At 55.1% G+C, this 12,931-nt stretch carries 12 protein-coding genes; all 12 read left to right on the top strand.

Annotated elements, in window-relative coordinates:
• Nucleotides 1–30 precede the first annotated feature (30 nt).
• The 12 genes from D3871_RS20245 to D3871_RS20190 all read left to right on the top strand — a co-directional run bounded on the left by D3871_RS20245 (nt 31) and on the right by D3871_RS20190 (nt 12,752).
• Nucleotides 31–963, top strand: coding sequence for a biotin-independent malonate decarboxylase subunit beta (locus D3871_RS20245; RefSeq protein ID WP_119770857.1), 933 nt, complete (start codon nt 31–33; stop codon nt 961–963).
• Nucleotides 964–1,094: 131 nt separating this feature from the next.
• Nucleotides 1,095–2,144 carry a carbon-nitrogen hydrolase family protein gene (locus tag D3871_RS20240; RefSeq protein ID WP_119770856.1) on the top strand — a complete coding sequence of 350 codons (1,050 nt, stop codon included), beginning with the start codon at nt 1,095–1,097 and terminating at the stop codon, nt 2,142–2,144.
• Between the two features lie 30 nt (nt 2,145–2,174).
• Entirely contained in the window at nt 2,175–3,182 is a 1,008-nt protein-coding gene (locus D3871_RS20235; protein WP_119770855.1) for a molybdopterin-dependent oxidoreductase, read from the top strand.
• A 238-nt stretch (nt 3,183–3,420) separates the two neighbouring features.
• On the top strand, nt 3,421–4,131 hold the full coding sequence (gene mdcE, locus D3871_RS20230) for a biotin-independent malonate decarboxylase subunit gamma (RefSeq protein ID WP_119770854.1): 711 nt from the start codon (nt 3,421–3,423) through the stop codon (nt 4,129–4,131).
• Nucleotides 4,112–4,789, top strand: coding sequence for a malonate decarboxylase holo-[acyl-carrier-protein] synthase (gene mdcG / locus D3871_RS20225; protein WP_119770853.1), 678 nt, complete (start codon nt 4,112–4,114; stop codon nt 4,787–4,789). The genes mdcE and mdcG overlap by 20 nt, the downstream gene beginning before the upstream one ends.
• A gap of 65 nt (nt 4,790–4,854) precedes the next feature.
• On the top strand, nt 4,855–5,772 hold the full coding sequence (gene mdcB / locus D3871_RS20220; protein WP_158597993.1) for a triphosphoribosyl-dephospho-CoA synthase MdcB: 918 nt from the start codon (nt 4,855–4,857) through the stop codon (nt 5,770–5,772).
• A gap of 270 nt (nt 5,773–6,042) precedes the next feature.
• Nucleotides 6,043–6,765, top strand: coding sequence for a GNAT family N-acetyltransferase (locus D3871_RS20215; RefSeq protein WP_119771466.1), 723 nt, complete (start codon nt 6,043–6,045; stop codon nt 6,763–6,765).
• A 180-nt stretch (nt 6,766–6,945) separates the two neighbouring features.
• On the top strand, nt 6,946–8,589 hold the full coding sequence (locus D3871_RS20210; protein ID WP_119770851.1) for an MFS transporter: 1,644 nt from the start codon (nt 6,946–6,948) through the stop codon (nt 8,587–8,589).
• A 101-nt stretch (nt 8,590–8,690) separates the two neighbouring features.
• Nucleotides 8,691–8,966, top strand: coding sequence for a KTSC domain-containing protein (locus tag D3871_RS20205; RefSeq protein WP_119770850.1), 276 nt, complete (start codon nt 8,691–8,693; stop codon nt 8,964–8,966).
• 98 nt (nt 8,967–9,064) lie between these two features.
• The gene (locus D3871_RS20200) at nt 9,065–10,159 is read left to right on the top strand and encodes a calcium:cation antiporter (protein WP_119770849.1); all 1,095 of its coding nucleotides are present in this window, start codon (nt 9,065–9,067) and stop codon (nt 10,157–10,159) included.
• 431 nt (nt 10,160–10,590) lie between these two features.
• Nucleotides 10,591–11,574, top strand: coding sequence for an NAD(P)H-dependent flavin oxidoreductase (locus D3871_RS20195; RefSeq protein ID WP_119770848.1), 984 nt, complete (start codon nt 10,591–10,593; stop codon nt 11,572–11,574).
• Nucleotides 11,575–11,630: 56 nt separating this feature from the next.
• On the top strand, nt 11,631–12,752 hold the full coding sequence (locus D3871_RS20190) for a mandelate racemase/muconate lactonizing enzyme family protein (RefSeq protein WP_119770847.1): 1,122 nt from the start codon (nt 11,631–11,633) through the stop codon (nt 12,750–12,752).
• Nucleotides 12,753–12,931: the final 179 nt, after the last annotated feature.

Here is a 12,931-nt window from a genome sequence, read left to right as displayed (position 1 = left end):
TGCCAGCTCATCCCAAGACATAGGTCAAAAATGAATAGCTTTTTAGAAGCCTCAGCTCGACAACGTATAGAACACATCCTTGATCCGGGTAGCTTCCGGGAGCTTCTACGCCCTGAACTGCGCATGACGAGTCCCCACCTCGCCCAATTGTATTTGCCGGTGGCATTTGATGATGGCGTGATAACTGGAGAAGGTCTCCTTGGAGGAAGTAAAGTATTGATAGCCTCTCAGGAAGGTAGATTTATGGGAGGTGCTGTCGGCGAAGTACACGGGGCTAAACTCGTGGGTCTATCGAAACGTGCCGTGCGGCAGAATTGCACCGCCCTTCTATTGCTACTTGATACCGGCGGTGTGAGATTACACGAAGCCAATGCCGGCCTTATTGCGGTATCTGAAGTGATGCGTGCGATTCTGGCGGTAAGAGCCGCGGGAATCCCTGTTATAACTTTGATCGGCGGTTCGAATGGATGCTTTGGTGGCATGGGCATAGTAGCCAAATGCACAAACTTCATTGTAATGTCTGAAGAGGCCCGCTTAGGGATGTCTGGTCCGGAAGTCATCGAGACGGCCAATGGTGTTGAAGAATTCGACTCCCGCGACCGGGCACTAGTGTGGCGAACGACCGGCGGGAAGCACCGCTACATCATGAACGACGCAGACGGGATCGTACCTGATAGCACGGATGCATTCCGCCATGCAGCTATCGGAGCAATAAATGCCTACCGTAGTGAAAAAATGGCTGCCGAACTAACGCTCGAAGCACTTGGCGATGAGCATGCCTTGCTTCAGGCGCGAATTGATAAATACGGAGGGATGGCAGACTCCACCTCTATATGGACGGCCGTAGGAATCGATGATGCATCCACTCTTCCTCTATGCGATATCGATCGATTCTTAGAACGCGTCAATACGGTGCGTATAAGTATCAGAAACCGGTCGCTCCACATGTTGACCTTTAATTAACAGGCGTTTTAGCTTTTGTTTCTCCGAAAAACAGGACAGCATTTTTACACGATAGTGTGCATTTCTTCGGAATACCGGTTTTAAGCCTTCGGTGCTATCGTGACTTCAGAACAATCTTATGTGGAACCGTTATGATCTATCCAAAATTTAAGGCTGCAACCGTGCATGCCGCTCCGGTTTTTCTGAACCGTGAAGCAACGACATTGAAGGTGTGCGATCTCATCAGGGAGGCTGCGCACAACGGAGCCGAGCTGGTTGTATTTCCCGAGTCGTTCATCCCGGCATTTCCCGTTTGGGCGGCATTGTGGGCGCCGATATATAACCACGCTTTCTTCAAACGCATGGTGGCAAACTCCGTAGCCGTTGATGGTCCGCAAGTGCAACGTATTTGCCAAGAGGCGAAGAAAAACAATATCTTCGTCTCAATTGGAATCAGTGAGACGAACCCCGTAAGTGTTGGTGGTATATGGAACAGTAATCTCTTGATTTCTGACGAAGGTGAAATCCTGAACCACCACCGCAAACTTGTCCCTACTTTCTATGAGAAGATGGTCTGGGCGCCGGGTGACGGAGCTGGCCTGCAAGTAAGCAATACGCGTCTTGGAAAAATTGGGGCTTTAATCTGCGGTGAGAACACCAATCCTCTTGCACGCTTTTCGCTAATGGCACAAGGCGAGCAGATTCATATCTCAGCGTGGCCGCCGATCTGGCCGACGGAGAAACCAAGTAGTACGAACACTGCCGCCAATTACGATATAGCAGCTGCCGTCCGCATTCGGGCTGGCGCACATTCCTTCGAAGCGAAGGCATTTGGCATTGTCAGTTCTGGCTTTATGGACAAGGCAATGCGCGACTACTTGGTGAGCCACGACAATTCCGTAGCAGAAATACTCGATCAAACTCCCCGTTCTGTCTCTATGTTTATTGGGCCTTCAAGCAAACAAATCGGTGATAGTTTGCAAAATGACGAGGGAATTCTGTATGCCGAGATTGACGTGGAAGACTGCGTTGAGCCTAAGCAATTCCACGACGTAGTGGGCTACTACAATCGCTTTGATATTTTCAACCTAAACGTTAATCGAACGCGTCTTGAACCGATCAGCTTTAATGACACGCCAATGCGGAACAAGGATCAGTCCGCCGCGCTCGACCTACAACAAGACATCGCACAGTCAATGTAACCTGGTTCCAAACCTTTTCGGCTATTTGAAATGAACGAAAATGAACGCAAGGCCTTCGCAGGGTATGTTTTCGAAGGCTTTCATCTCAAGCCATCGCCCCCACCTCATGAACTCACTGAGTTCCTGACCAGTGACGCGAATTTGTTTGAAACGATTCATATGGGTGCACCTAAGGTAGATGAGAGTGCATGGATACTGGCGATAGATGGATTGGTACGTAAGCCCCTGCGTTTATCTCTCGCTGATCTTAAAACACTACCGTACAAAGAGGTTACGTCGTTTCATGAATGCTATGGAAGCCCATTAAAACCCGCTACATCGCCCGTTCATCGTGTGGGTAATGTGACCTGGACGGGCGTACCGCTTGACGTGCTTCTTAATTTGGCTGGCCTTGAAAAAGACGCACAGTTCATATGGTCAGAAGGTCTGGATCGCGGCAGCTACGGTGGCCAAGCGATTGACAGGTATCAAAAGGACATCCCTTTAGAAAAAGCACTTTCTACAGAGGTGCTGGTTGCCTATGCGATGAATGGTATGCCGCTATCCATCAATCGAGGGGGCCCAGCCCGCTTGGTCGTGCCCGGTTACTTTGGAACGAATTCGACAAAGTGGCTGTGCAAGATTTCTGCGCAGCGTGATCGGCCTCAAAGCCCATTCACTACCGTTTGGTATAACGAAACCGTAGGAGAAAGCGGCTCGACAGTTACTCGGCCAGTATGGGAAGCTACACCTCATTCGATCATTACATCGCCCGGAGATCAAAGCACCGTTCAGTCAGGTCCCGTAAATCTGAATGGTTGGGCATGGGCTGGTCAGCCGGTTTCGAAGGTAGAAGTATCGGTCGATGACGGTGCATCGTGGATTGAAGCCGATGTGAAGCCACGGCACCAATTTGAATGGCAGCGCTTCCAAGTGCTGGTCAACCTTCCAAACGGCAGTCACCGCATTGCATGTCGTGCGACGGACATTAATGGACTTACACAGCCTTTAAGTGGCTCAAGAAATGAAGTAAATCGGATTCAGGTAATTGCGAAGTAGCCTACACAGCAAGCGCATCGACATCCGGCTGCCTTGGCCTGGCGTTGTAAACTATTCCTCACCCGCCTGTGAGTTATGGGCGTCGCACGCTTATGAATGGAGGAAAGTGCCTTTGCATAGGATTTCTCCGGAAAGGATGCATTGCTATGGAGCGCCATATTAGTGATACGCAGGGCGCGAACGCGCGTGCTAATCAGTGCTTTCCAACGATCCACTAACTCACCTTAAGAGGGCAAAAATGGAATGGCGTACTTTGACCGAGCTTCTCTTTCCAGAGGGGCATAGCATTTCCGAGGAAGGGTCATTTCTATCCGGCGAAGCGACAGTGAACGGTTCCGCAGTACGGGTTATAGGCACGACCGATCATGTAGCTATCGGGGTTGAGATAGCAATGGCGCAAGCGCATGCTATCCTCGAAACGATCCAGAACGCCCCAGGGCAGCCCATAGTGATCCTGATTGATACACAGGGCCAACGTCTCCGCCATCGCGATGAAATGCTGGGAATTAATGGCTATATGGCGCATCTTGGGAAATGCATTGACCTGGCGCGCCGCAGCGGTCACCAAGTTATTGGACTTGTTTACGATCAAGCTCTCTCAGGAGGCTTCATCACAAGTGGCCTGATGGCTGATTCTTGCTACGCTTTACCTGACGCGACCATACGGGTAATGGGGTTACCGGCCATGGCACGGATTACAAAAGTCGCAGAAGAGCGCCTTACCTCGCTTGCGAAAGACAATCCCGTTTTTGCGCCGGGCGTCGAGAATTATTACCGCATGGGCGGCGTTCATGAAATCTGGAGCGAAAATTTAGCCGCGGCACTTAAGGGTGCGCTTAACTCACCAACAAAGGAAGATAACCGGCATCAAATTGGCGATCGCCGCGGCGGCCGCAAATTGGCTGCCTCGGTAATCGAATACTACGCGAATGACGATAATGCTCAATAGGCACTTCCTAGTGTGGTTGTCGTCAGAAGGCTGGGACTCAGTAATGAACCAGGTCCATCCCGGAAACGTCACCCTGATAGAGGAGTGGTGTACCAAAGATTGGCCTGCAATCGCAAGGCGGCACGAAGTAGGAATAGCTGAAGATCAGATTTGTGTCGGGATTGCTGGCCCGCCGCGCGACGACGGTACACGGCCTCGAGTTCCACTTGCAATCCCACGAGATGCGGTCTCTAGAACAACAGCCCCGATTTCTTTAGATCGTGTGATAAGTGTCTTGCCGACTCGTTGGCACGATGGAATCACTACTTTGCTACAGGAAGCTGCTAACCTCAACATTACGCTTCGCGTATATGGGTCTGCTTCCTGGCAGTTCATCACCGGCCAACCCTATGTTCGTAACAACTCAGATATAGACATCTTGTGCTATCCCCGCACACAAGAAGAACTGAAAAGGATAGTCGATTTGTTGGACCACACCGCTGATCAGTTGCCCTTGGACGGTGAAGTTGTTTTCCCGAGCATGGAAGCAGTGGCGTGGAAAGAATGGCAGGCAGCGCGTCACTCCAACGACGGACGCCGAGTGTTGGTGAAGGGGTGCCACAAAGCCTATCTCGCCAAAATGGATACACTTCTACATACATTTGAAACGACGCAATGAACGGTTCACCTCTCCTTGACCCTAGGGACACTGGTTTCCAGTTGCAACATCATAGAACATCATCAGTGAGCACCAATTACGTGACGGGTCTTACAAGCCGCATTACTGTACCGCGCTCTCACTTAGCGGTCGCTCGGCTGGCGATCCAGAGTCTCTACCATGAAATCGCACTCTATCCAAAGCCTGGTTTAGTTTCATTTGTCGACAATGGCAGCCATAAGGATATGACGGCGAAGACGTTTTTGCGCAGCCTTTTCGCCTTACGAACATACTTCGGCGTGATCACTGCAGCAGGGGGAGACGGCGCCTCATTTGACGTTCTGAAACAGTTGGGCTTGGCAGCTGAATACAGGATGTTGAAGGCAACGAACGGCATCAATACACATCGAGGTGCAATCTTCAGTCTTGGATTGCTGTGCGCTTCAGTCGGCCAGTGTTATGCAATCAACATTGTGCCAACCGCGACGAAGGTGCGGCGAGTATTTTTAGACGTTTGGGGAGAGGATGTCTGCCGCCATATGAACAGAGGCGCGGGCCTGTCACACGGTCAACTAGTTGCAAACGCCCACCTTGTCGGTGGCGCACGTGAAGAGGCTGCCAGGGGGTTTCCGTCGGTGTTTAACGTTGGGCTTCCGGTCCTGCGAAAGACTCTCCAGGCAGGAGGAGATTTGGAATGGGCGCTCGTGGACGTGCTCTTCACATTGATGGCCGAGATGGATGATACGAATATCTATTACCGAGGTGGAGCCTCTGCCAACCGGTTCGTCAGGCAACGCGCATCAGCGTTTCTAAAAGAAGGGGGTACGGCTAATCCGGACTGGCGCACAGTTGCCGTGAAGTGCCACCACGACTTCGTACGCAATAATATCTCTCCAGGCGGTGCCGCCGATCTCCTCGCTGCAACATATTTTATGCACAAAGTGGAGGAATCAACCGAACCGGTCGGATCGTCTGCTTTGAAATATCAGCCTTTTATCGGGTAACGGCATACGGTCCGTTTTGCAACCGAATCGACACACCATCGTCGGCATTACATCAATGAGAATTGGCTATGGAATTGGCGCTCTTATGTCTTGGAAAATGCACCCAGTCGCCTCTATGTTCGCGCATTCCTTACCGGTCGCTGATACGAGGCGACTCTAGGTAATTTCCATGACAAGAAGACCAGCTTGCAACTTCGCGTGCGACCCATGCGGCATCCTGCAGCGGCAAATCGTGCCCCGCGTCGGTATGGATACGTAGCGGTGTTCGCCATGCGACGGCGAGGCGCGTTGAGCAACTGGGATGCACCAGTCTGTCTGCAGCGCCGGCGATACAAGATCTTTATCGAGGCCGGAGGACTCTCGTCCCTGATGAATGCGGAACGTCTCGACCAGGATGAGTTTGACCGGTATTGCGATCATTTGATTGTGCGTGACTCCGGTACATTGCAGGTCGTCGGCACGTATCGCTTGCTCAAACCTGCAGCCGCACGTGAAACCGGTCGGCTGTATTGCGAAAGCGAATTCGACCTGTTGCGCTTCGAGCATTTACGCGGTCGCATGGTCGAAGCAGGTCGGGCCTGCATTCATCCGGATTACCGCAGCGGTGCTGTCATCATGCTGCTGTGGGCGGGACTTGCCGGCTATCTTCGCCGCCATCATTGCGATTACCTGATCGGCTGTGCAAGCATCAGTCTCGCCGATGGCGGAGCAAACGCGTCGGTGGTCTATCAACAATTGGCGACGAGCCAGCACATTGCGCCAGCCGAATATCGGGCCACCCCGCATCTGCGTTTGCCCTTGCAGCAATGCGACGCCGATGCGCCTCGTGCCATTCCACCACTGCTCAAAGCTTATTTGCGCAGCGGCGCATGGATTTGCGGCGAACCGGCATGGGATCCCGAATTTCATTGTGCGGACCTGCTCGTCCTTTTGCCTTTGGCCAATCTGGATAGCCGCTACGCCAGACGTTACCTGACGGAAAAGACGGCTTGAACAATTGATGTGCGCGTTGTGCCGGGCATGCCAAAGCGGCGGCGTCGATGGCTGCCGGCAATGTGTCCGCACATCCTTCAATGAGAAATCGAATTAAAAATTGAACGTGAAGATTGCACACGTTGCCTTACTTTCGGATGCGCCAGCCTTTCATCCCAGCCTACCCGGAAAGGTTCTTTCATGCACGGCCCCTCTCTCCTGCCTTGCGGTGAAGCCGCGATCCGCGCCACTCCTTGCGCAGCACCCTGCGTCGCACGCATGCGTCCTTGGGTGCTGGCCACGACTATCCTCGCGTCCAGCATGGTCTTCGTCGACGGTACCGTTGCCAATGTCGCGCTGCCCGCGCTGCAAGAGACGCTGGGCGCCAGCGCGCGCCAGGCGCAATGGGTGATCGAAGCCTATGCCCTGATGCTGGCCGCGCTGCTGCTCGCCGGCGGCGCGGCCGGCGACCGCTTCGGCCGGCGCAAGGTGTTTGCGCTCGGCACGCTGGTGTTCACGCTGGCCTCCCTCGCATGCGGCCTGGCAGGCTCGATCAATCAGCTCATTGCCGCACGTGCGGTGCAGGGTGTGGGCGGCGCCTTGCTGGTGCCAGGCAGCCTCGCCATCATCAGTGCATCCTTCGATGAAGAAGGAAGGGGCAAGGCCATCGGCACCTGGTCGGCCTATACCTCGCTCACCGCCGCCATCGGGCCGGTGCTGGGCGGCTTCCTGATCGATCACCTGTCCTGGCGCGCCGCCTTCCTGATCAACATTCCGCTGGGCATTGCCGTGCTTCTTCTCACGTGGCGCTGTATTCCCGAAAGCCACGCGCCTGGCCGCGACAGCCGCTTTGACTGGGCCGGCGCCCTTCTCGCCAGCCTGGCGCTGGGCAGCCTGGTGTTTTTCCTCACCGACGGGCCGGAGCGCGGCTGGCGCAGCGCTCCGGTGCTGGCCGCCGTGACGTTGGCCGTGGTCGCGGGCAGCCTGTTCGCCGTGGTGGAGCGCGGTCATCCGGCGCCGCTGCTGCGTTTTTCCCTGTTCCGCTCGCGCGATTTCAGCGGCGCCAACCTGCTTACCTTGTTGTTGTATGCGGGGCTGGGCGGCGGCCTGTACTTCCTGCCGCTTAACCTGATCCAGGCGCAGCGCTACACACCTACGGAAGCCGGCGCCACGCTGCTGCCCTTCGTCGCGATCATGTTCCTGCTGTCACGCTGGAGCGGCGGTGTGGCGGACCGTTACGGCGCCCGGTTGCCGTTGGTTATCGGCCCGCTGGTCGCCGCGGCCGGCTTCGCCCTGTTCGCATTGCCCGGGCTGGGCGGCAGCTATTGGTCTACCTATTTCCCCGCAGTCATCGTACTCGGTCTTGGCATGGCCATCACCGTCGCGCCGCTGACCACTACGGTAATGAATGCCCACGGCGAACGGCTGGCCGGTATGGCTTCGGGCATCAACAATGCTGTGTCGCGCGTCGGTGCCGTTCTCGCGATCGCGGTGCTTGGGCTGGTAATGGGCGCAGGCTTTGGCCGCGCCCTCGATGCGCGCATCGAGGGCCTTGAGCTTGCCGCACCGCTCGAGCAGGCGGTGCTGGCCCAGCGCGACAGAATGGGGGCCATCGTGGCGCCGACAGATGCGCCGCCCGCAGTACGTAATGCGGTGGAGCAGGCGGTCGCCGCTTCGATGGTGTCGGGTTTCAGGCAGGTGATGCTGGTGTCGGCCGGTATGGCCGTAGCTGGCGCACTGTTCGCCTGGATCATGATCGCACCGCGGCGTATGAGCGGCAAACTAAACCGCGCAAGTAGGCCCCATGAGCTGACAGAGAAAGTTTCGACAAACTCACAGGGATAACCTGCGATGTCCGCTTGAACGGTAAAATCCACGAGTGAAATCCCAACGATGGAGGCCAACCGGCCTGTCGCGGACAATCATAAACATGGATGGAGTTAATCATGGAGATGAAAAGGATCAATGCCGGAAAACTACGTGCGATTGGTTACGACCCGCGCGAACGTATCCTGCGCGTCGAATTCGAGGATGGTAGTGCGATAGATTATTCGGGTGTAGGGGCCGAGGTCTGGCGCACATTATCAACCTCCGGATCGGCCTGGAGCTACTACCGCGACAACATAGAGGAAGAATTTTCGGGTCGTCGAGGCACCGTCCGACCGCAGGGAACATCCCGGCAACTTGATGATCTTTTCAAGGCGCCCAAGGATGATGCTTAGGCTTGCGCCTGCGCGAACTCTGCTCTTCTGGCGACAACAGACATCGGGGAAACCAAGGCGGAATTGGTAAAATCGCTTGTCTCTTTTCCAATGTCGCCATGAAAATCTCAACATCCCTTCCCCTTTGGTCCATCGCCGCCCCCGTTGTTGCCTGGCTCCTGCTCGCAGGTGCCGGGCTTGGCGCCAGTGAAATTCTCGGTGGTGTCTACATCTTCCTCCTCGCAATTGGGCTGTTCGCGGGAGTGCTGGCTGCGGTGTTCCATGCGGAAGTGGTTGCACACCGGATTGGTGAGCCGTATGGCACGCTGGTACTGGCCGTGGCGGTCACGGCGATCGAAGTCGCGTTGATCGTATCGCTCATGATCGCCGGCGGCGAAGCCACCACCGGACTGGCGCGCGATACGGTGTTTGCCGCAGTGATGATCATCCTGAACGGAATGGTCGGACTATGCCTGCTAGCGGGTGGTACGCGCCATCGTGAGCAGACTTTCGGGCTGCATGGCGTGTCGGCTGCGCTTGCGACGCTCGCAGCGATTTCCGTGTTGACGTTGGTACTGCCGAACTACACGACTACCACTCCAGGTCCCGTTTACAGCGAAAGCCAACTGGCTTTCATTGCCATCGTTTCTATCGTGCTTTACGGGACTTTCGTGCTGATACAGGCCGTGCGGCACCGTGATTACTTCCTGCCGGAAGTTGCCATGGGCGACGAGGAGATTCACGCGGCGCCCCCCTCGGCCAAACTAGCCTGGATCAGCGGCGCACTCCTGCTGGCCTGCCTGGGCAGCGTAGTCCTGCTAGCCAAATCACTTGCACCAACGCTGGAGGCGGCAGTGGTTGCTGCGGGCGCACCGAAGGCGCTCGTGGGCATCATTATCGCGACCGTCGTGCTCCTGCCAGAAGGGATTGCCGCGTTTCAAGCGGCGCGTGCCAATCGCCTGCAAACCAGTCTCAACCTGGCTCTGGGATCAGCCTTGGCCAGCATCGGTCTGACCATTCCTGCTGTAGTCATCGTCTCATTGGCCACGGGCTGGACCTTGTCGCTCGGGATCGACGTCAAGTCCACGGTACTCCTGGTGCTATCCCTTATCGTGGCGACGCTGTCGTTAGGTACCGGTCGCACGACAGTCATGCAGGGAACTGTGCACTTGGTGATCTTTGCAGTCTATTTATTTACCACAATCGTTCCTTGAACACGGGACGGATCTGTTAAGGGTTGTAGTACTGGATGAATTCCATTTCCGAAGTTTACTGATTAGCGCTAGTAGTTTTCAGGCAATCTATCCTCGAGTGTTGGGGTCTGTTGCCAGCCTCAACCGGTTTGACGAGGATCAATTGGATTGCTAATGAGATGCTTTGCTGGCACAGGTATTACAAGCGGAATATAGACTGGAATACGTGTGCAAATGTATGGCAGTCCTGTGAGCCACTATCACTCATTTCACGATCCCGTTCCTTTGTTTCTCTATGGATGAAGAAATCTACGTTCAAAGCAGGCCGAGGGCATTACGGGGGGAGCATAAAAGAGGACTTGCCTAAGCGCCTGACCGATTTGCAACATCTACAGGTCTGTGATTTCAGATTTTCCAAAATTTGATTGTTGCATAACCGGATGGAGGCTCGTATGTCGATCAGTACGGCAATAACGGAACTACTCCGTATATCCCATCCGATTCTGCTGGCACCCATGGATATGGTGTCCGATGCACGTTTGACAGCAGCGGTCATCGCTGCCGGCGGCCTTGGAATTCTTGGAGGCGGATACGGCGATGAACAGTGGCTCGTCCGTGAACTCGGCCTGCTTGAACAAGCCAAGTCACGTTATGGCGTCGGCTTCATCACTTGGAGCATGGCAAAGAACCCCAGGCTTCTTGACATCGCTCTGGAGCATAAACCGGCAGCAGTCATGCTTTCTTTCGGGAATCCAAAGCCATTCGCCGATCGAATCAAACGCACCGGCGCGATTTTGGTCTGTCAGGTCCAGTCCCTCGCCCTTGCAAAAGAAGCCGCAGAGAGCGGTGCCGATATCCTCGTCGCGCAGGGGGCGGAGGCCGGCGGTCATGGCATGTCTCGTGGGCTGTTTACCTTGGTGCCGGAAATTGTGGATGCGCTTGGAAGCACGCTGCCGATCGTCGCTGCAGGCGGAATTGCCGACGGTCGCGGGTTGGCCGCAGCGTTCATGCTTGGCGCTTCAGGAGCACTCATGGGAACACGGTTTTACGCCACACAGGAATCGGCCGCGCTGCAAGCGGCAAAGGAGCGTGTCCTTGCCGCCACGGGTGACGACACGTTGCGCAGCATCGTGTTCGATATCTCCCGACGCAATATATGGCCCGCTCCTTTTACCGGACGCTGTCTGCGCAATATACATTTGGACCGCTGGTTCGGTCGCGAGATCGAGTTGTTGCGGCATCAAGAAGAGGCTTCAAAATACGCAGAGGCACGCCGGGAAGGCAACTTCGACATTGCAGCAGTGATCGCAGGCGAGGCCATTGGCTTAGTTCAAGACCTTCCTTCCGCAGGCGACGTCGTCCAAAAAGTCATGCGCGATGCATCAGCGCTTCTTTCTAATGGAGCGCTTCAAGTAGATTCCCGGTCGTCACTCTGATACGACGACGCCATAGTGAGACAAACGATGACTTCTGCATTGACAGGAACGCCACCATGAGCATCACCGTCAGCAGGAAGATAGAAACGATCGAAGCCATTCCATTGCGTATTCCATTTACCGCCGGAGGCAGGTCGGATACCGGCGCATGGGGCGGGAAGGATTTGAAAACCGTCGATTCGCTGATCGTAAAAGTAACCACAGATCAAGGGCTTGTCGGTTGGGGCGAAAGTTTTGGGTTTACCGTGATCCCGGCTGTGAAAGTGGCAATTGAGAAAATCATTGCACCGCTTTGCATTGGTCGCGATCCATCACTCATTGGCAAGCTCATGCACGAGCTTCAAGTAACCTTGCATATCTTCGGACGCAGCGGAGCCATCATGTATGGTTTGTCGGCGCTGGATATAGCGTTGTGGGATATCGCTGGCAAAGAGGCCGGCCAACCGGTTCATCAACTGCTGGGAGGCAGCGACGTCGACCGACTGCCCTGTTATGCTAGCCTTATCCGGTACACGGATCCCGAACTGGTCACAGCAAATGTCACGCGTGCACTGAGCGACGGCTACCGGCATATCAAGTTGCATGAAGTGAAGATCGACTGTGTGCGGTCTGCGCGCGAAGCAGCCGGGGACGATGTGGAGATGACACTCGACGTGAATTGTCCATGGACGGTGCGCGAAGCGCTGGATAGGACCAATGAACTGCATCCCTATAACTTGCGCTGGCTGGAAGAACCGGTGTGGCCACCTGAAAATTATGACGGCCTCGCAAGGGTGCGCCGCGAAGGCGGGATTCCGATCGCTGCCGGCGAGAATGCATCGACCTTGATGGATTTCCAGCACTTGCTGCAAGCGCAAGCTGTCGATTTCGTGCAGCCGAGCCCGGCGAAGATGGGTGGCATCACCGAATTACGCAAAGTATTCGCGCTGGCTAGTGCCCATAATACGACCGTCATGGTGCATGCATTTTATGACGGTCCCGGATTGCTTGCGAGTGTACACAGCAGTGCTGCATTAGGCGGTCCGAGTGCGCTGGTGGAATGGCGCTACTTCGATCTGGAAGCGCAGTTGTACGGCGATGCAATCATCCCCAAGCGCGGCGCTATCGCGGTGCCGCAAGGTCCAGGGCTTGGCATTGAGCCGGATGCGGACGTCATTCGGGATTACCGAATGAACTAATGACACTGCGCATAAAAGTCTTCTAGGAATCTGCGCGGCAGAAGGATTGAGGATCGATTTCTGGCAATTTCAGGGGTCTTTTACCCTCTTCACACAGCCGAAAAAATCGCTTGTAGCGCGTTCTATAAGGCTGAAAATTTTTAAGTAAATTTCCTTTTCTTCTGCCGCGCAGACTCCTG

It is taken from the genome of Noviherbaspirillum saxi, from assembly GCF_003591035.1.
GTDB lineage: Bacteria > Pseudomonadota > Gammaproteobacteria > Burkholderiales > Burkholderiaceae_D > Noviherbaspirillum > Noviherbaspirillum saxi.
The sequence above is the reverse complement of the archived record's forward strand: the minus strand, read 5'-3'. Positions and strand labels throughout refer to the sequence as shown.